The following is a 22,699-nucleotide window of genomic DNA, read 5'->3' on the forward strand; positions in this document are numbered from 1 at the left end:
GACTGAACATTGAAGGTTTGACCATGGCTGCTGTACTCGGGAGGGTGACTTCCCGGATCGCCGATTTTCTCCGTGACCATGCCCCGCTGTTGCGCAAGCTTCAGTGGGGCATTGTTGCGTTGTACGCGTTCCTGCTGATCGTGCCCGCAATCATGCCCTTGCCCGACAACGCGGCATCGGTGTTCAACAACCTGACCATCGTTGCGCAGTTTGCCTTCTGGGGCGTCTGGTGGCCGTTCGTGCTGATCTCGATGCCGATCCTGGGCCGCGCGTGGTGCGGCTGGCTTTGCCCGGAAGGCATGCTGACCGAATGGGCCAGCGAGCGCGGGCAGGGCCGCGCCATCCCGAAGTGGATGCGCTGGGGCGGCTGGCCGTTTGTGGCGTTTGCGTTGACGACGGTGTACGGCCAACTGGTCAGCGTGTATCAATACCCGCTGGCGGTGCTGGCTGTGCTGGGCGGTTCCACCGTGGCCGCCATGATCGTCGGCTGGCGGTATGGCCGCAGCAAGCGCGTGTGGTGCAAATATCTGTGCCCGGTCAACGGCGTGTTCAATCTGTTGGCCAAACTGGCGCCGTGGCACTTCAAGGTCGATGAAGAAAAGTGGCGTCACCCCGTCATCCGCATTGAGCCCATCAACTGCGCGCCGCTGGTGCCGCTGCGCCACATGAAGGGCGCGGGCGATTGCCACATGTGCGGTCGGTGCAGCGATTATCGCGGCGCCATCGCCCTGACGCCGCGTTCGCCCGAAGAAGAAATCGTGCACGTTTCGGATGGCGACGCCTGGCAGACCGCCTTGCTGTGCTTCGGCCTGATGGGCATCGCCATCGGCGCGTTTCTCTGGAGCGCCAGCCCCTGGTACGTGACGGCCAAGCAATGGGCCGCGACGTGGCTGGTCGAGCACGACATCATGTGGCCGCTGATGGACAACGCACCCTGGTTCATCCTGACGCACTACCCCGACGTCAACGACAGCTTTTCGTGGCTGGACGGCGCGGGCATCCTGATGTTCGTCATCGGCGCCACCGTGATCGTGGGCGGCGCGAGCTTCCTGTCGCTGTGGCTGGCCGACCGCCTGGCGCCCGCTGCGCCGTCGGTCGACGCCGCCTCGGTCGATGCCGCCGCAACGCGCTGGATCCGCCCCGGCGTGCACAAGCTGGCGCAGGCGCTGATCCCGTCGGCCGGCATCGGCGTGTTCCTGGGCCTGTCCGCCACCACCGTTAACCTGCTCAAGCACGAAGGCGTGCAAGCGGGCTGGGCCGGCCCGGTGCGCTTCACGCTGTTGACGCTTGCCGTGCTGTGGACCTTGCGCCTGTTTGCCCGCCTGCTGGCGCCGCGCCCCGTCACCGCCACGCGCAAGGTAGCGGCGTGGGTGGTGCTGGCCGCGGGCTTGGCACCGTTCTGCATGGCATGGGTGTTTTTCTTTGCAATCTGGTAAGCGATGCGCGATGGATCACGGCGGGGCGCTGCGATAAAGTGGGAAGCCTTGCCGGGTGCGCCGGCGCTTTCCCTGCTTGATTCCCCTCATGACCTCCTACGCCTTTCGCCTGCTTAACGTCTTTGCGTCGTCCACCTTCGGCGGCAACCAGCTTTGCGTGTTTGAAGACGCGCGCGGTATGGACGACGCCACCATGCTGAACCTGGCCGCGCAGTTCAATCTGTCCGAAACCACGTTCATCCTGCCGTCCGACAAGGCCGATGCGCGCGTGCGCATCTTCACGCCGGGCTACGAAATGAAGTTTGCCGGCCACCCCACCATCGGCACGTCGCAAGCGGTGCGCGACATTCGTGGCACCGGCGATGCGTTGACGCTGGAATTTGCCGCGGGCGTGGTGCCGGTGCAGGCGCAAGGTGACGCCTGGACCTTCACCGCGCCGTGCCCCAACGGCGTGCAGACGGCGCCGCCCGAGCAAGACCGCGCGGCAATCGCGTCGCTGGTCGGATTGTCGGCCGATGACCTGGCAAGCGATCCCATCTGGGTGGATACCGGGGCGGACCAATTGCTGGTCCCGTTGGCCAGCGTGGACGCGGTGCGCCGCGCCATGCCCGACTCCGCCAAGCTAAGCCGCTGGCAAGCCAGCAGCCTGGGCCGCAAGACGATGTACCTGTTCGCGTTTGACGAAGGCAATGTGCGCGATGCACGCCAGGTGGTCGTGGCGCGCTACTTCTTTGCCAAGGCGGGCGGCGGCGTGGACGAGGACGCCGGCACGGGATCGGCCTGCGCCAATCTGGGCGGTTGGTTGATCCATAAGCAGCAGCCTTTGCCCGGCAGCATCCTGGTCGAGCAGGGCGATCAGATGGGCCGGCCGTGCCGCTTGCTGCTGGACGTGCATGCCGACGGCCGTATCCAGGTGGGCGGCCGTGCGTTGGAAATCGGGCGGGGCACCGTCACGATCTGACGATCTGATTGGGGGCGTGTGGTCCGGGGCGTACCGCCCGGGGCAGCCCCCCCGGGGCAAGGCGGGCGCTGTGCGGTGGCCGGTTCTTTGCGGCTGCGGCGCCGTGCGGCTGCGATGCGCCTGCTGCATTGTGGCTGCTGTATTGCCGCCGCTGCATTGTGGCCGTCCATAAAAAACGGCGCCTGTGTCTCCACAGGCGCCGCCTCTCTCTCTAGGCCCCGGTATGGAACGCGGCCGTCCTGACAAACCTGCCTTACTTCTTGTTCTTGGCCGGGTCGACCTTGATGTTGTTCTTCACCTGCTTCACCCCTTCAACGCCACGGGTGACGGTAGCGGCGTGGTCGGCTTCAGCCGCCGTGCCCACGGTACCGGTCAGCGTCGCGACGCCGTTGTTGGTTTCCACGGCGATGTCCAACGCGCTCAGTTGCTTGTCGGCAACGAAAGCGGCCTTGACCTTGGTCGTTACTGTTGCGTCGGAGGCATATTCGCCCACGGATTGCTTGGGCTTGCCATCATCCGCCGCGAAAGCCATGGAAGTGAAGACAGCGCCAGTTCCCAGTGCGGCGGCGGCGATCAGCTTGCGAAATTCCATAGTCGTGCTCCTTATTAGTATGGTCTGCCGCGTGATGCGTCTGCGCGGCAGAGGATCAAATTTTCAGTAGGGTATGCGTGCTATCGGCGTGTTCTATTTTTTTCGCAGCGCGCCGCTCAAGATGGACAAGAGCGCCAGCACCAGGAATACGAAGAACAAGATCTTGGCGATACCCGCGGCCCCGGCGGCAATACCGCCAAAGCCGAGAACCGCCGCGATGATCGCGATGACGAAGAAAACTACGGCGTAATGCAACATGTCAGCTTCTCCAGTGAGTTCGACCGATCAAGGCGGTGGGAGGATTCAGGGATTGCGGTCGAAGAAATCCCGGACTTCCTTTTGCGCTTCATCCTTGGTCTTGCCATAACGCTCTTGAATCAGGCCAGCCAGGCGTTCGGCGTTGCCTTCCGTGCGAGTCAGTTCGTCGTCGGTGAGCTCACCCCAGGCGGCTTTGGCCTTGCCAGTCATTTGCTTCCACTTGCCGGCGATGATGTCGTTATTCATGGTGACCTCTCTTCTTATCTTCGTGCGACACAGGGCTTATGGCCTATAAGTTCCTGCTGTCGCGGTTGACTTGAACGCTGATCAGCTAGCCCCTAACTTACGAGTGGCCAAAGGGGCTGTCAAACGCGGCTGTGGGTATATGTAACAGCGCCGGATGGCTTGGCGGACGCGATTTTTCGAGGGAAAAATCCCGGGGGAAAGCGCCTCGCAGGAGTTACATTCCGGCAATGTCTTGTCCCCTTTTGAGCGGGGCTGGTAACGGAAGATGCGTCGATTTCCCCGGCGGCGCGTGGGGCAACCGCCTTCGCCACGCTGGTGGCGGCAAGGCCCGGCCGGTATAGTCGTGCCCAACCCTCGAGCTTTTCATCAACGAAAAAGGAAGGTACGCATGACGCAACGACTTTGCAGCGCTCTCTTGCTGACGCTGGCCGCGCTGGCGGCGGTGGGATGCACGCACGTGACGGACAAGTACCAGGCCACCGGCCCCGCGCTGGAAGCGGCCACGCCCAGCACCTGAACGCAGGGGATCACACGCCCCATCTCGTCTTGCGCACGGCGGGCGAGACATGGCGGGCGGCATGCGGTGAGTGGCATGCGTCGGCTGAAATGCCGCGCTTGAAATGCAAACGGGGCGCGCTGCGCCCCGTTTGCGTATTGCGGCGTGTCCGCCGCGCCGCCCCTCAGGGCTGGGCGATGCGGTGCGCGATGTGCGCCAGCGCTTCTTCCACCTGGTCAACCAGGATCAGGCACAGATCGCCCGCTTTCAGGCGGCCCAACGCCGTATCGATGGCCAGGAATTCGCCATGAATTTCCTCGATATGCGTCGTGCGCGGCGCCCCCACCAGGCCTTCTTGCAGCAGCGCCAGCACCTCGCCGTCGGCGCGTCCGCGCTGGCATTGGTCCTGGTACAGCAGCACGTCATCAAAGGCGGCGCCCAGGATTTCCGTCTGCATGCGGATGTCTTCATCACGGCGGTCGCCCGCCCCGCTGATGACCACTGAGCGGCGCTTGGCCGGCATGGCGTCCACCGCGCGTACCAGCGCCAGGATGGCGTCGGGGTTGTGGCCGTAGTCGGCAATGATCGTGGCGCCGCGATAGTCGAACACATTGAAGCGGCCCGGGGCCGTCTGCGCGTCGTTCACGAACGTGGCCAGGCCCCGGCGCACAACGTCCCAGTCCAGGTTCAACGCCCATGCCGCGGCAATCGAGGCCATGGCGTTTTCAACCTGGAAGGTGATCGTGCCATTGCGCGTCAGCGGAATGTCGGCCAGCGGGAAGCGCGTTTCTTCGGCGCCTTGCGCCGCCACGATCGCATCGCCGTCGCGGTACACCGACCGCAGCCCCTGCGCGCGGTGCGTGGCCAGGACGGGGTGGTTGCGGTCTTCCGCAAAGTACGTGATTGAACCCGGGCAACTGGCGGCCATCTCGGCCACGATCGGGTCAGCGGCGTTCAGCACGGCGGTGCCCGACGGGTGCACGTGCTGCACGATTACGCGCTTGACCACGGCCAGGTCTTCTACGGTGCTGATGTAGCCCAGGCCCAGATGGTCGCCCATGCCGATGTTGGTCACGATGGCCACGTTGCAGCGGTCAAACGCCAGGCCCTCGCGCAGGATGCCGCCACGCGCGGTTTCGAACACGGCGGCGTCCACGTCCGGGTGCATCAGCACGCTGCGCGCGCTGCGCGGGCCGCTGCAATCGCCGGTGTCGATGCGCAGGTTGTCGATATACACGCCGTCGGAATTGGTCATGCCGACGCGGTTGCCGGCGGCGCCCAGCAGGTGGGCCGTCAGGCGCACCGTGGTGGTCTTGCCGTTGGTGCCGGCCACGGCCACGACCGGAATACGCCCGTCGTCGCCGTCCGCGTACATGTTGGCGATGATGGCCTCGCCCACCGCGCGGCCCTTGCCGAACGACGGGTTCAGGTGCATGCGCAGGCCCGGCGCTGCGTTGACTTCGACCACGCCGCCATGCTGCTCTTCCAGCGGGTACAGCACGCTTTCGGCCACCACGTCCACGCCGCAGATGTCCAGACCGATCATGCGCGCGGCGGAGACCGCACGCGCGGCCATCTCGGGGTGCACTTCGTCGGTCACATCGGTGGCTGATCCGCCCGTGCTCAGGTTTGCGTTGTTGCGCAGGAAGATGAGGGTGCCGGGGGGCGGCACGGAATCCGCGTCAAAGCCCTGTTTTTGCAACGTGGCCAGCGCGATGTCGTCAAAGCGGATCTTGGTCAGCGAGGTAGCGTGCCCGTCGCCGCGCAACGGGTCCGCGTTGACCTGGTCGACCAGTTCGCGGATGGTGTGCTGCCCGTCTCCGGTCACTTGCGGCGGGTCGCGGCGCGATGCCGCAACCAGCGCGCCGCCCACCACCAGCAGGCGGAAGTCGTGGCCGGGAATATAGCGTTCGACGATAACTTCCGAGCTGACTTCCTCGGCCACTTCGAATGCCTGGATCACGCGTTCCCGCGTTTCGATGTTGACCGCCACGCCCCGGCCCTGGCTGCCGTCGCGCGGCTTGACGACCACGGGGCCGCCCAGCTCTTGCGCGGCTTCCCATGCCTCTTCGGCGCTCGTTACCGAGCGGCCCATGGGCACCGGCACGCCGGCCGCGTCCAGCAGCATCTTGGTCAGGTCTTTGTCTTGCGCGATCGATTCCGAGATGGCGCTGGTCAGGTCGGTCTCGGCGGCCTGGATGCGGCGCTGCTTGCTGCCCCAGCCGAACTGCACCATGCTGCCTTGCGTCAGGCGGCGATAGGGAATGTTGCGGGCTACGGCGGCGTTCACGATAGAACCGGTGCTGGGTCCCAGGCGCACGTCTTCGTCCAGATCGCGCAAACGCTTCAGCGCATCGGGCAAGTCGAACGGCGTGTCGTCCAGCGCGGCGCGCACCAGTTGCTGCGCCAGCTCCATGGCCAGCAAGCCGACTTCTTCTTCGCTGTATTCGACCACCACCTGGAACACGCCGGGCTCGACGGTGGACGAGGTGCGCCCGAAGGTGACGGGGCAACCGGCGTGCGCCTGCATCGTCAACGCGACGATCTGCAACACGTGCGCGATCGACACCGCGCCTTGATGGCCTTCCGGCCGCATCAGCCCGGTTTGCGGCAAGCGCGCGCGCAGGCGGGCTTCGAACTCAGGCAGGTTATCGATGGAGCACTCGGCGTCGGCGCACGAAACGATGGCCTCGATCGCGGTGTTCTTGCTCCACAGATTGGGGCCGCGCAGGGCACGGATACGGGAAACTTCCATGGCAGGTATTCCTGTCAGTATTGTTGAATCCAGCGGCGGACCAGATCGATGGTGGGGCCCGAAAAGGCTTCGTCGGATTGCAGCAGGACGAAGTCGCCCGCTGCAATGCCGTTCAGCACGCTTTCGATGGCCTTGCCATGATCCGGCTCGTCCTGGATGTCTTTCACGCGGCTGCCTTGCGACAGCCCCTGGCGCAGCAGCGCGCGCGCCTGGCCTTCGGGGCGCTTGCTTTGCACGGTCATGTCGTCATAGAGCACGACGCGGTCAAAGGCATCGCCCAGCAGGCGGCCCTGTTCGATCAGGTCGGCGTCGCGGCGGTCGGCGCCGGCGGAATACACCGCGGCGCGTCGCGTTGACGGAAACTGGTCGATGGCGGCGATCAGCGGACGCAGGGCGGACGCGTTGTGCACGTCGTCCACCACCACCGTGCTGCCGTTGCGTTCAAATAGCGTGAACTGCCAGGGCGCGTCGGCCTGATCGATATCGAAGGTTTCGATACCGGCGCGGATCAGCTCCACGGGAATGTCCAGCGCCCAGGCGGCGCCCACGGCGGCCAGTACGTTTTCCACCTGGAAGGCCACGCGGCCACCATGCGTCAACGGGATGGCGGCCACGTCGGCCAGCCGTTCTTCGCGGGTGCCTTGCGCCAGGATGATGCCGCCGTCGCGCACAAACACCGCGCGGCCGTCTTGCTGCACATGCGCGGCAATGGCGGGCAGGGCGGGGTCGATGCCGAAGAAGATCACCGCGCCATCGGACAGCTCGGCCATTTCCACCACGCGGGGGTCGCGCGCGTTGAGCACAGCGGCGCCCGTCGGCAGCACCACGTCGACCTGCGTGCGGAACACATTGAACATGCGCTCCGTTTCGTTGACGTCGAAGTCGCCAAGATGGTCGGCGTCGTCGATATTGGTCACCACGCCGACCTGGCAGCGGTCATAGGCCAGGCCCTGGCCCAGGATGACGCCGCTGTCGTTTTCGATGACGGCCGCGTCCACGTTGCGGTTCATCAGCAACCGCGTGCCGGACGCGAAATCGGCGCGGTCGCCCTTTTGCACCAGGCGGCGGTCCAGGTACAGCCCTTCGCTGCACGCCAGGCCGGTGCGCTTGCCGGACAGGTGCAACAGGCGCGCAACCAGGCGTGCCACCACGGTCTTGCCGTTGGTGCCCGTGACGCCCACGATGGGAATGCGGCCGGCGTCGCCGTCGGGGAACAGGTGGTCGACAATGGCGCGGCCCACCGGACGCGGGGCGCCGTCGGCCGGCTTCAGGTGCATCAGCAAGCCTGGGCCGGCGTTGACTTCAACAATGGCCCCGCGCTGTTCCGCCAGCGGGCGCGTGATGTCTTCAGCCACCAGATCCACGCCGGCAATGTCCAGGCCCACCACGCGGGCGGCCAGCGTGACGGTGGCGGCAATGCTGGGATGCACGCGGTCGGTTACGTCGAACGCCACGTTTCCGCTGCGCTGCACCAAGACGCGCTGGCCGTCGGCCGGCACGCTGTCTTCCGACATGCCCTGGCGGGCAATTTCCAGCCGGGCGGCTGAATCCAGGCGGACCAGGTTCAGCGGATGGTTTTCGGTGCGGCCACGGCGCGGATCGATGTTGATCTGGCTGTCGATCAATTCGGTGATGGTGGACTTGCCGTCGCCCGTCACCCACGCCGGTTCGCCGGCAGCAGCGGCCACCATGCGGTTGCCGACCACCAGCAAACGGTGTTCGTTGCCCAGCACAAAGCGTTCGACGATGACGCCGCTGCCTTCGTCCACCGCCACGCGGTAGGCGGACACCACGTCTTCGCGGGTCGTCAGGTTGGTGAAGACGCCACGGCCATGGTTGCCGTCATACGGCTTGACCACCACGGGCAGGCCGATGTCTTCGGCGGCTTCCCAGGCGTCGTCCTCGCTGCGCACCAGGCGGCCCTCGGGCACCGGCACGCCGCAGGTCGACAGCAGTTCCTTGGTCAGGTCCTTGTCGCGCGAGATGCCTTCGGCGATGGCGCTGGTACGGTCGGTCTCGGCCGTCCAGATGCGGCGCTGGGCCGAGCCGTAGCCGAATTGCACCAGGTTGCCTTCAAACAGGCGGATATAGGGAATGTCGCGGTCATCGGCGGCATCCACGATGCAGGCGGTGCTGGGGCCCAAGCAGTGCTTGTCCACCAGGCTGCGCAGCTTGGCGATGGTGGCGGGCACGTCGAACGGGCGGTCTTCAATGGCGGCCATGACCAGGTCGCGCGCTTCGTTCAGGGCGGTGCGGGTGACCTGTTCCTGCCAGGCGCGCACCACCACCTTGTAGACGCCGCGCGTCGACGTTTCGCGGGCTTTGCCGAAGCCGCCGCGCAATCCGGCCAGGTTCTGCAATTCCAGCGTGACATGTTCAAGAATGTGGCCGGGCCAGGTGCCTTCTTTCAGGCGGGCCAGGAAACCGCCGCGCACGCCAGGGCTGCATCGGTGTTCGATCAGCGTCGGCAGCCATTCGGACAGGCGCTCGTAAAACCCGGGAATGGTGTTGGACGGATAGTCTTCCAATTCACCAATATCCACCCATGCTTCAAGGACCGGGCGATACGTCCAAATGTTCGGGCCGCGCAAAGCCACGACATCGAGAAATTCAATGTCTTTCTTTTTCATGTTTTAATTTACTTGAGAAGCAGGTTGGCACGCGCGGACGCCCCTATGTAAGACCGCGAATTTATTGCGAATTTTTGGGGTTGCGCTGTAAGAATAATGCCAACGAGTGGGGGATCCCAGATATTCCTAATTAGAAAAATCGGCTGCTACTATACGACGCCTTCAAGGCGTGAACTCGTTGTGTTGTAAGGAAGGGACACGTTTGCCGCCATAGGTGGTAAACCGGTTGCCGCCTAGTAGGGCAGAGTCCTGGCCCGGTATGCGTTCCAATGAAAAAACCACACCTGCTTTCCGGCCTTGCCGATGCCTTTCCTGCCCGCTGGCGGGATGAAATCCGCGCTGAATTAGCGGATGGCGAAACCTTGCTGGCCTGGGTTGAAATAGACCTGGACCAGCGGCTGAAGTTCCAGCCGGGGCTGGTCGCCGCGACTGACCGGCGCCTTCTAGCCCGAAATTCCGCCGATAACGGTTGGGATTCGTGGGCCTACGGGCCGCAATTAAGACTTAATCTGACGGACCACGCTGGGGCCGCCGTGCTGGAATTGCACGACGACACGGCGCGTCTGGCCGTCTGGCGTTTCACGCTGGCCCGCAATCCGGCCGCGCTGCGCCTGCTGGCGCAGTTTGAATCGCAGCAGGCGATCCGGCTTTCGGGCAAAGCCGAAGAAGCGCCGCAGGAACGCAATTGCACCGTCTGTAATAACGTTATCCCCGCAGGCGAGGAAGAATGCCCGACCTGCAACCAGGAACAAGCCGCACCGTCGTCCACGTGGGCGTTGTTGCGGCTTTGGCGGTTTGCGCGGCCGTATCGCGGCCACTTGCTGGTCGGTTTCGTGCTGACGTTGCTGGGCACGGCCGCGACCTTGGTGCCGCCTTACCTGACCATGCCGCTGATGGACGACGTGTTGATTCCGTTCCAGAACGGCGCGCCTATCGACTACAGCAAGGTGCGCATGTATCTCAGCGGCTTGCTGGCGTCCGCCTTCCTGGCCTGGGGGCTGGGGTGGGCCCGAACCTACATCCTGGCCTGGGTCAGCGAGCGTATCGGCGCCGATTTGCGCACCACTACCTATGAGCACTTGCAACAGCTGTCCCTGGAGTACTTTGGCGGAAAGCGCACGGGCGACCTGATTTCCCGCATCGGTAGCGAGACCGACCGCATTTGCGTGTTCCTGTCTTTGCACCTGCTGGACTTCGCCACCGACATCCTGATGATTGTGATGACGGCGGTGATCCTGGTGTCGATCAACCCGTGGCTGGCCTTGGTGACGCTGGTGCCGCTGCCGTTCATTATCTGGATGATTCACGCCGTGCGTGACCGCCTGCGCCACGGCTTTGAAAAGGTCGACCGCATCTGGTCCGAAATCACCAACGTGCTGGCCGACACCATTCCCGGCATTCGCGTGGTCAAGGCATTCGCCCAGGAAAAGCGTGAAGTCGCGCGTTTTCGCGAAGCCAATAATCGCAATCTGGAAGTGAACGACCGCGTCAACACCACGTGGTCGCTGTTTTCGCCCACCGTCACGTTGTTGACGGAAGTGGGGCTGCTGGTGGTGTGGATATTCGGTATCTGGCAGGTGTCGCAAAAGCAGATCACGGTCGGCGTATTGGCTGCGTTTTTGGCGTATATCGGGCGCTTTTATCTGCGCCTGGATTCCATGAGCCGCATTGTGTCGGTCACGCAAAAGGCCGCTGCCGGCGCCAAGCGCATTTTTGACGTGCTGGACCATGTGTCCAGCGTGCCGGAACCGCAAAAGCCGGCCACGCTGCCGCACATCAACGGCCGCATCGAATTGCGCGACGTGGGTTTCCGCTACGGCAACCGCCAGGTGATACGCGGGCTGAACCTGACCATCGCCCCGGGCGAAATGATTGGGCTGGTCGGTCACAGCGGCTCGGGCAAGAGCACGTTGATCAACTTGATCTGCCGTTTCTACGACGTATCCGAAGGCGCCGTGCTGGTGGACGGCATCGACATCCGCTCGGTGCGCGTGACCGACTATCGGCGCAACATCGGCTTGGTGCTGCAAGAGCCTTTCCTGTTCTTCGGCACCATTGCCGAGAACATTGCCTACGGCAAGCCTGATGCCACCCGCGATGAAATCGTCGCAGCGGCCCGTGCGGCCCATGCGCATGAATTCATCCTGCGACTGCCGCACGGCTACGACTCGCTGGTGGGCGAGCGCGGCCAGGCCCTGTCCGGCGGTGAACGCCAGCGCATCTCGATTGCGCGTGCGTTGCTTATCGACCCGCGCATCCTGATCCTGGACGAAGCCACGTCGTCGGTGGACACCACCACCGAAAAGGAAATTCAGAAGGCGTTGGACAACCTGGTCCGTGGCCGCACCACCATCGCCATCGCGCACCGGTTGAGCACGCTGCGCAAGGCGGATCGGCTGGTCGTCCTGGACCGTGGCCAGATCGTCGAGCAAGGGCCGCACGAAGAACTGATGGCCCGCGAGGGCGCCTACTATCGCCTCTACCAGGCGCAAGCGCGCCAGGCGGAAGCCGACGCGCAGGCGTCGGGCAGCGAAGACATGGCCGCCGTGGCCTGACGCCGAACCGGGATTATCTTCATGACGTTGCCGACCTTTCAGCTACGCCGCAATGCCTTTGGGCGTCTGGAATATCAATCCGCCGACGGCCAGACGCACGAAGGCGTCATCCCCGTGCGCGCCTTCCCCATCAGCGAAGCGGGACGCGGCCTGTCGCTGGTGACCAGCGACGGCCACGAACTGCTGTGGATCGAACACCTGTCCGACGTGCCGGCGCCGCAACGGGCGTTGATAGAAGAAGAGCTTGCCGGGCGTGAATTCATGCCCGAAATCCGCAAGCTGGCCAGCGTATCGACCTTTGCCACGCCCAGCACCTGGAAGGTTGAAACGGATCGCGGCCCCACGTCTTTCACGCTGCGCGGCGAGGAAGACATCCGCCGGCTCAGCCCGCAGACGCTGCTGATTGCCGACAGCCACGGCATCTTCTATCTGGTGCGCGACATCCTGGCGCTGGACAAGCACAGCCGCAAGCTGCTGGACCGCTTCCTGTAGGAATACCGCGCTGGCGCGGCTAGGCGCTGCCCTTGAACGGCGTGTGCGATTCCAGTTCGCCCAGATAGTCCGTGACCGCCGAGGTTTCTTCGTCCAGGAAGTTCTGGATCGCCTCGGCAAAACCGGGGTGCGCCACCCAGTGCGCCGACCATGTCGGCGTCGGCAACAAGCCGCGCGCCATCTTGTGTTCGCCTTGCGCGCCGCCTTCAAAACGGCGGATGCCATGCGCGATGCAGTACGCAATCGACTGCATATAACAGGTCTCGAAATGCAGGCCCGGCACGTATTCGGTGGCGCCCCAATAGCGCCCATACAGCACGTCGCCGCCCGCCAGATTCAGCGCTGCCGCCACCCGCACGCCGTCGCGTTCGGCCAGGATCAATACAAACGCGTCCGGCTGTTCCCGATGCGCGCGTTCAAAGAAATCGCGGTTTAAATAGGGCGGATTGCCGTGGTTGAAATACGTGCGGCAATAACAATCGTAGAAAAAGCCAAGGTCGGCGGGGGTAATGTCGCCACCGCGCAACCAGCGGAAAGACAAGCCGGCGGCGGCGACCTTCTTGCGGTCCTGGCGGATCTTCTTGCGCTTGTCGTGGCTCATCAGCGCCAGGAACGCGTCAAAATCCGCGTAGCCCGGGTTGGTCCAATGAAACTGCACGCTTTCCCGGATCATGAAGCCGGCCCCGCGCAGCACGTGCATGTCGGCGTCGGCCGGAAACAGCAGGTGTAGCGACGACACCTTGATTTTCTCGGCAAAGGCGACCAGTCCGCGCACCAGCGTGGCGCGGTCTTCGTCGTTGGTGGCCAACAGGCGCGGCCCCGTGACGGGCGTGAACGGAATGGCCGACAGCAGCTTTGGGTAATAGCGCACACCGTGGCGCTGGAAGGCGTCGGCCCAGGCGTAATCGAACACGTATTCGCCACGCGAGTGCGACTTCAGGTAAAGCGGCGTGGCGGCGGCCAGCGCGCCGTCACGCCACAGGGCCAGATAATGCGGCGCCCAGCCCGAGGCCGGCGCGGCGCATCCCGTCTCATGCAGTGCGCACAAGAACGCGTGCCGCAGAAAGGGTTGATCACCGGCCAGCGCGTCCCAGGCATGGGCGTCGATGCGGGACAGGTCGGTTTCAATGGTCAAGCGCAGGGAATCCATCCGTGAATGATAAAGTCTTCGCCAGCACGCGGGTTTGAAACCGTGGGCTTTTTCAGGGATTGCGGCGGCACGGGCCGCCTGGGATTGGAAACACCATGGACAGCAACACCATCGCCGCGGCAGATGCCGCGCCGATTGCGGAATGCTTGCGCGGGCAGGCCTTGTCCGCGCTTGCCGCCAAGACGTGGCCGGAAAAACTGGCGGCCGTGCACCTTATCGCCGATAGCGCGCCGCTGGACCGCACCCGCGAATTCGTCGCGCCGCACGGCTTGCCCGGCCGGCCGGAGCATCCCGAATTGGTGCCGCCCGCGCAGGTCAGGCATCGGTCCATGGCCACGGTCGAAGGCCGCGCCGCGCTGCTGCACGCGCTGGCCCATATTGAATTCAACGCGGTCAATCTGGCGCTGGATATTCTGTGGCGTTTTGCCGGCATGCCCGACGCGTTCTATCGCGACTGGCTGCGCGTGGCGCGCGAAGAGGCCTATCACTTCGACCTGTTGCGCCAGCGGTTGGCGGCGCTGGGCTACGCCTATGGCGACTTTCCCGCGCACAACGGCTTGTGGGACATGGCCGAGCGCACGCGGGGCGACCTGCTTGCGCGCCTGGCGCTGGTGCCGCGTACGCTGGAGGCGCGCGGGCTGGACGCCTCGCCCATGATCCGCAACAAGCTGGCCGGGGCAGGGGACGCGCCCAGCGCGGCCATCGTCGACATCATCCTGCGCGACGAGATCGGCCATGTGGCCATCGGCAACCATTGGTTCAAGCACCTATGCGCCCAATCGGGCCTGGAGCCCGTGGCCTGCTACGCCGACCTGGCGCGGCGTTATGACGCCCCCCGGTTGCGCGGCCCGTTCAACCTGGAAGCGCGCCGCGCGGCGGGGTTCGACGACGCCGAGCTGGCCGCGTTGCAAGCCGACCAGCCGGAACTGAACACCCGATGACAACGATCACCATTGATGCCTTGCTGACCGGCACCGTGCGTCCGCTGGGCGATTCCGGCCGCGATAGCGGTATCGACAAACACCCGGTTGCCCAGCGCCTGTGGCTGGGGGCCGAAGGGCTGCGCGGCGACGAACAAGCCGACCGCCGTTTTCATGGCGGCCCGGAAAAGGCGCTGCATCATTACGCCCGCGAACACTATCCCGCCTGGCAAGCCGAGCTGGGCGAACGCGCGGTATTGCAGGCCCCGGGCGCATTCGGCGAAAACATATCCACCCAAGGCATGACCGAAGCCGACGTTTGCGTGGGCGATGTGTTCCGCGCGGGCACCGCCTTGATCCAGGTGTCGCAAGCGCGCCAGCCGTGCTGGAAACTGGATCACCGATTCGCCCGGCGCGGCATGGCGGCCCGCGTGCAGGCCAGCGGCATGACGGGCTGGTATTACCGCGTGCTGCAAGAGGGCTGGCTGTGCGCGGGCGACACGCTGACGCTGTCCGAACGCCCGCATGCACAATGGCCGCTTGCCCGCGTGCAAGGCGTGCTGAACCGGCGCGTGCTGGACGCGGATGTGCTGCACGCCTTGGCTGCGCTGCCCGAACTGTCGCCGAACTGGCGGGCGCTGTTCGAAAAGCGCGCCCAGGCCGGGCAGGTTGAAGATTGGACCCGCCGCCTGCAAGGCGATGTGGACGCCCCGACATCGCAGGAACGTTAAACATGAAAGTGTCCTTACCGACCACATCCGCCCTGGCCCGGGCACTTTGCTGCGCGGCGCTTGCCGTGCCCGCTTTCGGCGCCCAGGCGGCCGACCCTTACGCCGCCTGCCTGTCGCAGCTGCGCGGCCCCGCGCAGAAAGCGGGCGTGTCCGCCGCCACCTTCGACACCCATACGAAAGGCTTGTTGCCCGACATGGCGGTCATCGATCTGCTGGATGCACAGCCCGAATTCAAGACGCCCATCTGGGACTACATGGCGGGCCTGGTGGATGACGAGCGCGTGGCGGACGGGCAGGCCGGCATGGCGCGCTGGCAGGCTGACCTGGCGCGTGCGGCGTCGCGCTATCAGGTTGACCCAGCCACCATCGCGGCGGTCTGGGGTGTGGAGAGCAACTTCGGCCGTACGCTGGGCGGGCGCCCCTTGTTGACGTCCCTGTCCACGCTGTCGTGCTTTGGTCGGCGGCAAGCCTATTTCCGAGGCGAATTTTTTTCGACGCTGAAAATCATCCAGGACGAACACATCGCGCCGGAGCGGCTGGCGGGTTCGTGGGCCGGCGCTTTTGGTCAAACGCAGTTCATGCCGTCGACCTATCTGCGGCTGGCCGTGGATTTTGATGGCGACGGCCGCCGCGACCTGGTCGACAGCGTGCCCGACGCACTGGCCTCAACCGCCAACTTCCTGAAACGCGCCGGCTGGAATCCGCAATTGATATGGGGCTATGAAGTCCGCCTGCCCGCCGCGCTGGATACGGCCGGGGCGGGGCGCAAGAACAAACGGGCAATGTCCGCGTGGGCAAAACAAGGCGTGACCCGCGCGGACGGGCAAGCGCTGCCCGCGGGCGATACGCCCGTCGGCCTGCTGCTGCCGGCCGGCAGAAAAGGCCCCGCGTTTCTCGTAACTCGCAATTTCGATGCGCTGTATTCGTACAACGCGGCCGAAAGCTATGCCCTGGCCATCGCCCATCTGTCGGACCGCTTGCGCGGCGGCGGCCCGCTGCTGCAAGCCTGGCCCACCGACGACCCGGGGCTGTCGCGGGCGGAACGCCGCGACCTGCAACGCTTGTTGATCGCCAAGGGCTATGACGTGGGCGAACCCGATGGGATGGTGGGCACCCGCACGCGCCAGGCCTTGCAAGCCGCCCAACGTGAACTGGGGCTGCCCGCTGACGGGCGCGCGGGCCAGAAAGCGCTGCGGGCGCTGCGGGCGTCGCAGGCATCCCAGGCGCCCACTCTGCCGCGTTGATCCCGCCCAGCGGCCGGATTTACAAGTTTTGCAAAGATCCGGCCTCGGGTAACCGCCTTGACATGCCGCGCGCCGGTCCCGGCCCTATACTGGTTTTCCCACTTTTCAGGAGCACCGCGATGAGCTTGTTGGATACCTTGGCCTCGATGGCCGGCGGCGGTCAGCAAGGAGGCTCGGCATCGCTGCTGCCGGCGCTGATCGAACAATTGAACAAATATCCGGGCGGTCTTACCGGCCTGATCGCCAGCTTTCAGAAGGGCGGCTTGAGCGAAATCGTGGCGTCTTGGGTGGGCACGGGGCAGAACCTGCCCGTCAGTCCCGACCAGCTGGGCGCCGTGCTGGACCCGGGCGTCGTCAACGAACTGGCCGCCAAGACCGGGCAGGACACCGATTCGGTGCTGGGCTCGCTGTCGGCGCTGTTGCCGCAACTGGTGGACAAGGCTACGCCGCAAGGCGAGGTCCAGCCTGGCCAGGATTTCAACCCGACCGATCTGCTGGCCTCGTTATCCGGCATGTTCGGCAATCGGGGCTGACCCAGCGGGACGGGCTTACCCCTGATACGTCAACCGCTTTCCTCTCCCACCCGCCGGCGCCTGTTGCAGGCGCTGGCCGTGGGCGCGCTGGCGCCGTTGGCCGCCTGTGCGCCGCCCCTGTCCTTGAACGCCACGTTTCTGCAACTGTGGCGCAGCCATCTGGATTTGACGCCTGAAGACTGGCGCGTGCGGCTGTCGGCCTATCGGCGCTTGGGATGCCGCGAGATCTTCCTGCAATGGGTCGGCCTGGAAGGCGGACGCCCTGACGACTGGATGGCGTCCGATGCCACGCTGCGCATGATTTTCGACGAGGCCGAACACCAGGGCCTGGGCGTGCATGTGGGCCTGCCTTACGACCAACGCTGGTGGGAGATGCTGGGCAATGCCAACCCGCGGGCATTGGCAGCCTACCTGGACCACACCCGCACGCGCGGCGTGGCCTACATGCAGGCCGCGCCCTGGCCCAAGCGCAGGTCGTTTCGTGGGTGGTACCTGCCCTACGAGCTGGAACAATACAACTGGGCCTCTGCCGCGCGGCAAGCGTTGCTGATGCCGTGGCTGGACGCCTTGTCGCGCGCGGCGCAGGACACCAGCCGGGGGCGCCCGCCCTGTATTTCCACCTACCATTCCCGCCTGCCCACCGACGGTTCGCTGATGAATCTGTGGAGCGCCATCCTGGACCAGGTGGCGGTTCATCCCATGATCCAGGATGGCGTGGGCGTGTCCGGCCTGGCCAACTACCAGGCGCTTGCGCCGCTGCACGACATGCTGCTGGCGCGTCGCGCATCGTTCGATCTGGTCCTGGAACTGTTCGAAGAACTGCCCTCGGGCAGCACCGACGGCTCCACCTTCAAGGCACGCTCGGCGGACTTCGATCGCGTCAAGCAACAGTGGGAAGTCGCGCGCGGCTATGGCGCCAAGCGGGTGGTGGCGTTTGCGATTGACCCCTGGGTCATCGACAACACGCCCGAGGCGCGAGCGCTGATGCGCGCCTGGCTGGACGCGCGCGTCTAGTACGACAGCGTCAGGTTGATGAACAGCCCGCGCGCCCGGTCGGCCGCGCCCCCGCCGATGTTGAAACGGTACTGCGTGGTCAGGTCCAGATAGGATCGTGGCGCGTTGTAGTGGTCTTCACGGAACCAGTAACGCACGTTGAAGCCGGGGCCCGCGCCCAGTGACCATGACGAGCCATTGCCTTGTTGGTCGATGGAATATGAATCGCCTTGGATGTTGAAGGAGGCGCGGTTCTTGTTCCACAGCCAGTCGGCGCCCACGACCGCATACGGAAAGAACACCAGCCGGTCGCTGATGGCATCCATCCGATAGCTGCGGCCCACCCGCAGTTCACCGGCGCCAAATGCCTGGTCGCGTTTCATGCGGCCGGAAACTTTGTCGCTGTCTTCCCCGGTGGCGTTGTTGCGCAGCCAGAATTTTGCGGGCATGTCCTGCCAGGAATAGCCGCCCTGCAAATAGCCTTCCATCGTGAACCAGTCGGGGCGGTCGATGCGCAGGTTCGTGCCTTCGTACAAGCCATAGGTGATGTAGGCCAGCCACGCGCCGTTGTCCGCCGTGGTCTGGTAGTGGGGCGATTGATTCGTCTGATTCAGCGCGCAACGCAGGGCGGCCGGCGCGGGGCTGAACGTGCCCTGGCGCGTGGCAGTGCCCAGGTTGAACTGCCGTTCGATGCCGAACGTCAGGCCCACCTCGGTGGATGGCGTGAAGCGCATGCCCAGCGACCCGACCGTCGTGGGCAAGCCCGCGATGCCTTCGTTGCGGGTCTCTGCGACATCGATGCTGCCCCCGCATGGGTCGGCGACGGTCTGGCCGGTCGTCTTGCCGCCTTTGTCATACAAGGTGTTGGAAAAGCGGCCATACAACTCGAAGGTCTGCGTGGCCGAATTCAGGAAGTCAGCCGGGCGCCAGAAGATCTCGGCCGTGCTGAAGACGGCGTCGCCAGGCACCGTGATTGCCGCACCGCCCAGCCCGGAGGACGCCGGCCGTGCGCCGCGATAGCCGGCGGACACATAGCCGCCCCATTCACGCGACAACTCGGCAACGCCGCTGCGCGTGTCGAAGCGCTGCTGCGGTGTCAGTTCCAGTTTGCCGGCATCGGCTTCATCGATCGCCTGCTTTAAATCCGCCACCGCGCCGCGCTTGTCGCCCGCGCCGGCGCGCGCATAGCCTTCGTCCAGGATCACGGTGGGCGGCGCCTTGCCGGTGGCGCGCGCGGCCTGGAAGTCTTGCAATGCCAGGGCCGGCTGCTTCATACGTTGGCGCAGGTAGCCGCGCTGCATCAGCAGCGTGGGGTCGTTGGGTTGCGCCACCAGCGCGTCGGTCATGCGTTGATGGGCCTCGGCCAGCTGTGCGCCTTTGCCGGCCGCAAGCGTGGTGGTCAACAGCCGCTGGTATTCCGGGTTGGCCGGGTCTTGCTCGACGGCCAGGCGGGCCTGAGCGATGGCTTCGGCATAATCTTCGCGCGCATAGGCGGCATAGGCCCGCGCGGCGGGGCCGCCGCTGCCGACCGCGTCGGACGGCAGCAGTTCGCAGTAGGCGCCGGGCTGCGCATTGCGGCAGTCTTGGACCGGCGCGGGGTAATTGGCCAGCGTCAGCGTGGCGGGCACGGCGGGCCGGGAACGCGCACGTTTTATCCGCGCATCGGCGGCGTTGTCCTGGTTGCCCAATGGCGTCATCAAGGCCAGCGCGCGGGCATTTTCGCCGCCGGCCAATGCGGCGTCGGCGGCCAGCAGCCGGACGTTGCGGCGCTGGGCTTCGGTTAATTGTCCTTGCTTGAGCGCCGCGTCAAAGTCCGCGTTCGCCAGATCGGTCTTGCCCTGGCGCTGGCGCAGGTAGCCGCGCATGACCAGTGCCGTAACGTTGCCGTTGGGCGCGCGGGTGGCGGGGGTGGCTTCGGCGCCGACGGTGGCGTTGGTGACCCCGGTGGCGTTAGTGACCGCGGTGGCGTTAGTGACACCGGTGGCGTTAGTGACACCGGTGACGCCAGTGACGCCGGGGGCTTCGGCGCCTGCGGTGGCGTTGATGGCGTCGGTGGCGGCCGCTTCGGCTTCGGCCAGGCGGTCGCTTTGCATCAGCGCCGTTATCAGCAGCATGCGATAGCTGGCGGTGTCGGGTGACGCCGCCACGGCCTGGCGCGCCAACGGCACGGCATCATCCACACGGTTGTTGCTTAATGCCTGGTAGGCGGCGTCGGCCTGTTTGGCGGCCATGCGCGCTGCCATCGTCTGGCGCCGAGCAGCCAGATCCTTTTTGTTCGGAGCGCCCAGCGCAATCGCGCGGTCGATGGCGGCGTCGGCCTGGGCGTATTGGTGCTGCGCTTCCAATGCGTCCAGCCACAGCATGGCCCACGCACCTTGCTTGGGGTCGATGCGAAATGCACGCTCGGCGCCGCTTGCGGCAGCGGCATAGTCGCCGCGCTTGTAGTCGGCGTAGGCGCGTGTGGCGATGGGATAGCCGCGACGGTAGGCCGAGGCGGCGGGGGATGCGGCAGGCGATGCAGAGGCCGATGCAGCGGCCGATGCGGAGCCGGGCGCGGTGGCGGCAGCAGTACCGGGCCCCGGCCCTGGCCCAGGCACGGTCGCCGGGGCGGGCGTGGAAGCCGAGGCGGCTGGCGGTGCCGCGCGCAGATTGGCGCGGGCCTGCCGTAACGCTGGCGTATCGATGCCTTCCTTGATGGCGTCGGCGGCGGCTTGGTCGGCTTCTTTCAGCTTGCCTTGTTTTTGCAGCGCGTAGATTCGCAGCAGGTGCAAGCGTTCCACGTCCGGGCGCAGCACAATGGCCGATGCGGCCTGCCGCGCAGCCAGCTCATAGTTGCCGGCATCGAAATTCTTGTAAGCCTCTTCGGCAAACCGAAACGCGGCGCCTTCCAGCGGCGCTTCCGTTTTCGCGGTGGCGGGCGTGGCGCTTTGCGCGCTGGCTGGCGGCGCAACCCCCATGGTGGCCAGGGCGGCGGACAGAATCAGCGAACGGGTCAACGGTGTCATGTCGGCGCGGGTTTGTCTTTGGAGTGCGGCGGTGTGGTCGCCTGTCCTGATTGTTGAAAGTCGATGGCTTCGCTTAGCGTGCCTTCGTCCAACCAGCCTTGCTCGGTCAGGATCTGTCCCAACGGCTTTTTTTCGCGCGCCTGGATCTCAAGCGCGCGCGCCAGCGTGTCCTGGTCAATGGCCTGCCAGGACAACAACAATTCGCCAAGCCGCTGGCGTTGCTGCGATAACTGGTCCGTGCTGGGGAAGTCGTGCATGGTCTTGTCCCATGCCAGTCGCTTGCCCGTGATCAGGTGTGCGATGAACAGACGCCATGCGCGCGCCGCGGCCATGGCGTTGATGAAGTTGCCCACGATCATGCGGGGAATCGACAGCACCGCGTGTTCCCAGCCATACATGCGCCCGACGAAGTACGCGCGCTGCACAACGCGAAGCAGCAGCGCCACGGCGTTGAGCCACATCAAAATCACCAACCATCCTCCGGGCCGGAAATACGACGGGTAGTACACCTTCCACCATCCAAATTTATCGGCCAGGAAGAACACGAAGAAGTTCGCCAGCAACACGTAGGCCAGGATGGCGATAAAGGACGTCACCAGGCCCTTGCGGTCACGAAACAGCAGGTACCGATTGGCCAGGGACCCGGTCCAGCCCACTTGTTGCCACCCTTGCAAACCGATGCCCAATGTCCAGCGCGCCTTTTGCCGGTACGCGGTGCGAAACGTGTTCGGAAAATACTCACGCACGCCCAGCGGCATGCGGATCGTGGAAACTCTTTCTGGCCCCAGGCCGAACCACGAGCGGCGGCGCGTGACGTATTCCACTTCGAACTTGCCGAAGATCTGCTTCATGCCGCGCTGCGCCAACCGCGCCCCGATGTCGTAGTCTTCTGTCAGCGTGTCGGTATTGAACGGCTGGTTGTTGGTTTCGGCCGCCAGCTCCTCCAGCGCGCGTCGCGAGAAGCAGGTGCCCACGCCGGCGGACGGCACCATCTTCGACAAGCTCTCGCGCACCACGAGGTCCTTGGTGTGCCATTCGGCGAATTCGTCCATGTAGGTGCCGGCCACCAGCTCGTGCCAGTGACGTTCCAGCGACGTGACCGGCAGCTGGATGAAGTCGATGCGCGGCAGCAGATAGTTGTAGTACTTGAGCTCCAGCGGATGCAGCACGTCTTCGCTGTCGTGCAGGATGACGCCGGCAAACGGCACGGGCTGCTTCGCGTTCTGCGCGAAGATGGCCTGCACGATCCAGTTCAGGCAATCGGCCTTGCAGGTAGGCCCGTCATGCGGCACTTCAACGCGGATCAGCTTGCGGTAACGCCGCCGCATCCGCTCGACTTCGTCGATGGTGCGCTGGTCGTTCTGGTAGGTGCCCGCGAAGATCATGTAGTCCTTGTATTCCAGCGTGGACACCATGGTTTCAAGCATCGACGAGATCACGTCGTACTCCAGCCAGGCAGGCACCATGATTGCCAGCGGCTGTTCGGGCTTGGCGCGCAACTCCTCGGCGGACAGCGCGGTGTAGCGTCGCTTGACGGTCAGCGAACGGCGCAGTTCGCGCAGCCAGAACCAGGCGTCGATGAACAGATCATCCAGGCTGGACAGCAGGATGATGACCCCCACGACGGCGGTCACCACTTCCAGCCCGCGGTAATAGTCCGCGATGAAATACGGCCAATAAAGCGAAGACATGGCGGTGTCCG

At 65.1% G+C, this 22,699-nt stretch carries 18 protein-coding genes; 10 read left to right on the forward strand and 8 right to left on the reverse strand.

From position 1 onward, the window contains the following. Positions 1-23 precede the first annotated feature (23 nt). Both DVB37_RS06640 and DVB37_RS06645 read left to right on the forward strand, forming a co-directional pair. Positions 24-1,436: a 4Fe-4S binding protein gene (locus DVB37_RS06640; RefSeq protein WP_046802698.1), complete on the forward strand. Its 1,413-nt coding sequence runs from the start codon at positions 24-26 to the stop codon at positions 1,434-1,436. Positions 1,437-1,524: 88 nt separating this feature from the next. Then, entirely contained in the window at positions 1,525-2,397 is an 873-nt protein-coding gene (locus DVB37_RS06645) for a PhzF family phenazine biosynthesis protein (RefSeq protein WP_120154386.1), read from the forward strand. Positions 2,398-2,650: 253 nt separating this feature from the next. Here DVB37_RS06645 and DVB37_RS06650 read toward each other — a convergent pair whose 3' ends face one another. The 3 genes from DVB37_RS06650 to DVB37_RS06660 all read right to left on the reverse strand — a co-directional run bounded on the left by DVB37_RS06650 (position 2,651) and on the right by DVB37_RS06660 (position 3,493). Continuing rightward, positions 2,651-2,989, reverse strand: a complete 339-nt coding sequence (locus tag DVB37_RS06650) for a BON domain-containing protein (RefSeq protein ID WP_046802700.1) — start codon at positions 2,987-2,989, stop codon at positions 2,651-2,653. Between the two features lie 93 nt (positions 2,990-3,082). Continuing rightward, positions 3,083-3,247 (reverse strand): DUF1328 domain-containing protein, encoded by a 165-nt coding sequence (locus DVB37_RS06655; RefSeq protein ID WP_006218179.1) that lies wholly within the window; start codon positions 3,245-3,247, stop codon positions 3,083-3,085. 45 nt (positions 3,248-3,292) lie between these two features. Continuing rightward, positions 3,293-3,493: a CsbD family protein gene (locus tag DVB37_RS06660; protein ID WP_046802701.1), complete on the reverse strand. Its 201-nt coding sequence runs from the start codon at positions 3,491-3,493 to the stop codon at positions 3,293-3,295. Between the two features lie 388 nt (positions 3,494-3,881). Between DVB37_RS06660 and DVB37_RS28830 the strand changes: the two genes are divergently transcribed. Beyond that, positions 3,882-4,010 (forward strand): hypothetical protein, encoded by a 129-nt coding sequence (locus DVB37_RS28830; protein WP_255593987.1) that lies wholly within the window; start codon positions 3,882-3,884, stop codon positions 4,008-4,010. Between the two features lie 163 nt (positions 4,011-4,173). Here the strand turns inward: DVB37_RS28830 and cphA (DVB37_RS06665) are convergent, their stop codons facing one another. Beyond that, entirely contained in the window at positions 4,174-6,744 is a 2,571-nt protein-coding gene (cphA, locus tag DVB37_RS06665; protein ID WP_120154388.1) for a cyanophycin synthetase, read from the reverse strand. Between the two features lie 14 nt (positions 6,745-6,758). Continuing rightward, entirely contained in the window at positions 6,759-9,374 is a 2,616-nt protein-coding gene (gene cphA / locus DVB37_RS06670) for a cyanophycin synthetase (RefSeq protein ID WP_120154390.1), read from the reverse strand. 269 nt (positions 9,375-9,643) lie between these two features. Between cphA (DVB37_RS06670) and DVB37_RS06675 the strand changes: the two genes are divergently transcribed. After that, positions 9,644-11,929, forward strand: a complete 2,286-nt coding sequence (locus DVB37_RS06675) for an ABC transporter ATP-binding protein (RefSeq protein WP_120154392.1) — start codon at positions 9,644-9,646, stop codon at positions 11,927-11,929. A 21-nt stretch (positions 11,930-11,950) separates the two neighbouring features. After that, positions 11,951-12,421 carry a DUF1854 domain-containing protein gene (locus DVB37_RS06680; protein WP_046802705.1) on the forward strand — a complete coding sequence of 157 codons (471 nt, stop codon included), beginning with the start codon at positions 11,951-11,953 and terminating at the stop codon, positions 12,419-12,421. Between the two features lie 19 nt (positions 12,422-12,440). Here the strand turns inward: DVB37_RS06680 and DVB37_RS06685 are convergent, their stop codons facing one another. Next, positions 12,441-13,571, reverse strand: a complete 1,131-nt coding sequence (locus DVB37_RS06685; protein ID WP_120154394.1) for a GNAT family N-acetyltransferase — start codon at positions 13,569-13,571, stop codon at positions 12,441-12,443. Between the two features lie 95 nt (positions 13,572-13,666). Between DVB37_RS06685 and DVB37_RS06690 the strand changes: the two genes are divergently transcribed. From DVB37_RS06690 to DVB37_RS06710, 5 genes are all read left to right on the forward strand, one after another. Continuing rightward, positions 13,667-14,512, forward strand: coding sequence for a ferritin-like domain-containing protein (locus DVB37_RS06690; protein WP_120154396.1), 846 nt, complete (start codon positions 13,667-13,669; stop codon positions 14,510-14,512). Beyond that, entirely contained in the window at positions 14,509-15,222 is a 714-nt protein-coding gene (locus DVB37_RS06695) for an MOSC domain-containing protein (protein ID WP_120154398.1), read from the forward strand. Before DVB37_RS06690 ends, DVB37_RS06695 begins: the two co-directional genes overlap by 4 nt. A 2-nt stretch (positions 15,223-15,224) precedes the next feature. Continuing rightward, positions 15,225-16,466: a lytic murein transglycosylase gene (locus DVB37_RS06700; protein ID WP_120154400.1), complete on the forward strand. Its 1,242-nt coding sequence runs from the start codon at positions 15,225-15,227 to the stop codon at positions 16,464-16,466. A 119-nt stretch (positions 16,467-16,585) separates the two neighbouring features. After that, positions 16,586-16,999, forward strand: coding sequence for a YidB family protein (locus DVB37_RS06705; protein WP_120154402.1), 414 nt, complete (start codon positions 16,586-16,588; stop codon positions 16,997-16,999). A 63-nt stretch (positions 17,000-17,062) separates the two neighbouring features. Then, positions 17,063-18,013 carry a DUF4434 domain-containing protein gene (locus DVB37_RS06710; protein WP_120154404.1) on the forward strand — a complete coding sequence of 317 codons (951 nt, stop codon included), beginning with the start codon at positions 17,063-17,065 and terminating at the stop codon, positions 18,011-18,013. Here DVB37_RS06710 and DVB37_RS06715 read toward each other — a convergent pair. After that, positions 18,010-20,997, reverse strand: a complete 2,988-nt coding sequence (locus tag DVB37_RS06715; protein ID WP_120154406.1) for a tetratricopeptide repeat protein — start codon at positions 20,995-20,997, stop codon at positions 18,010-18,012. The genes DVB37_RS06710 and DVB37_RS06715 overlap by 4 nt on opposite strands. Beyond that, a complete protein-coding gene (locus DVB37_RS06720; RefSeq protein ID WP_120154408.1) occupies positions 20,994-22,688 on the reverse strand; it encodes a glycosyl transferase family protein in 1,695 nt (564 codons plus the stop codon). Before DVB37_RS06720 ends, DVB37_RS06715 begins: the two co-directional genes overlap by 4 nt. Between the last annotated feature and the right edge of the window lie 11 nt (positions 22,689-22,699).

Origin of the sequence: Achromobacter sp. B7, from assembly GCF_003600685.1 — a bacterium.
Taxonomy (GTDB): Bacteria; Pseudomonadota; Gammaproteobacteria; order Burkholderiales; family Burkholderiaceae_B; genus Achromobacter; species Achromobacter spanius_B.

Bases quoted from the DNA above. Each gene is read 5' to 3' on its own strand.
- DVB37_RS06715 (WP_120154406.1), bottom strand. From the start codon at position 20,997: ATGACACCGTTGACCCGTTCGCTGATTCTGTCCGCCGCCCTGGCCACC.
- DVB37_RS06650 (WP_046802700.1), bottom strand. From the start codon at position 2,989: ATGGAATTTCGCAAGCTGATCGCCGCCGCCGCACTGGGAACTGGCGCT.
- DVB37_RS06720 (WP_120154408.1), bottom strand. From the start codon at position 22,688: ATGTCTTCGCTTTATTGGCCGTATTTCATCGCGGACTATTACCGCGGG.
- DVB37_RS06675 (WP_120154392.1), top strand. From the start codon at position 9,644: ATGAAAAAACCACACCTGCTTTCCGGCCTTGCCGATGCCTTTCCTGCC.
- DVB37_RS06705 (WP_120154402.1), top strand. From the start codon at position 16,586: ATGAGCTTGTTGGATACCTTGGCCTCGATGGCCGGCGGCGGTCAGCAA.
- cphA (WP_120154390.1), bottom strand. From the start codon at position 9,374: ATGAAAAAGAAAGACATTGAATTTCTCGATGTCGTGGCTTTGCGCGGC.
- DVB37_RS06655 (WP_006218179.1), bottom strand. From the start codon at position 3,247: ATGTTGCATTACGCCGTAGTTTTCTTCGTCATCGCGATCATCGCGGCG.
- DVB37_RS06690 (WP_120154396.1), top strand. From the start codon at position 13,667: ATGGACAGCAACACCATCGCCGCGGCAGATGCCGCGCCGATTGCGGAA.
- DVB37_RS06680 (WP_046802705.1), top strand. From the start codon at position 11,951: ATGACGTTGCCGACCTTTCAGCTACGCCGCAATGCCTTTGGGCGTCTG.
- DVB37_RS06640 (WP_046802698.1), top strand. From the start codon at position 24: ATGGCTGCTGTACTCGGGAGGGTGACTTCCCGGATCGCCGATTTTCTC.
- cphA (WP_120154388.1), bottom strand. From the start codon at position 6,744: ATGGAAGTTTCCCGTATCCGTGCCCTGCGCGGCCCCAATCTGTGGAGC.
- DVB37_RS28830 (WP_255593987.1), top strand. From the start codon at position 3,882: ATGACGCAACGACTTTGCAGCGCTCTCTTGCTGACGCTGGCCGCGCTG.
- DVB37_RS06660 (WP_046802701.1), bottom strand. From the start codon at position 3,493: ATGAATAACGACATCATCGCCGGCAAGTGGAAGCAAATGACTGGCAAG.
- DVB37_RS06700 (WP_120154400.1), top strand. From the start codon at position 15,225: ATGAAAGTGTCCTTACCGACCACATCCGCCCTGGCCCGGGCACTTTGC.
- DVB37_RS06645 (WP_120154386.1), top strand. From the start codon at position 1,525: ATGACCTCCTACGCCTTTCGCCTGCTTAACGTCTTTGCGTCGTCCACC.
- DVB37_RS06685 (WP_120154394.1), bottom strand. From the start codon at position 13,571: ATGGATTCCCTGCGCTTGACCATTGAAACCGACCTGTCCCGCATCGAC.
- DVB37_RS06695 (WP_120154398.1), top strand. From the start codon at position 14,509: ATGACAACGATCACCATTGATGCCTTGCTGACCGGCACCGTGCGTCCG.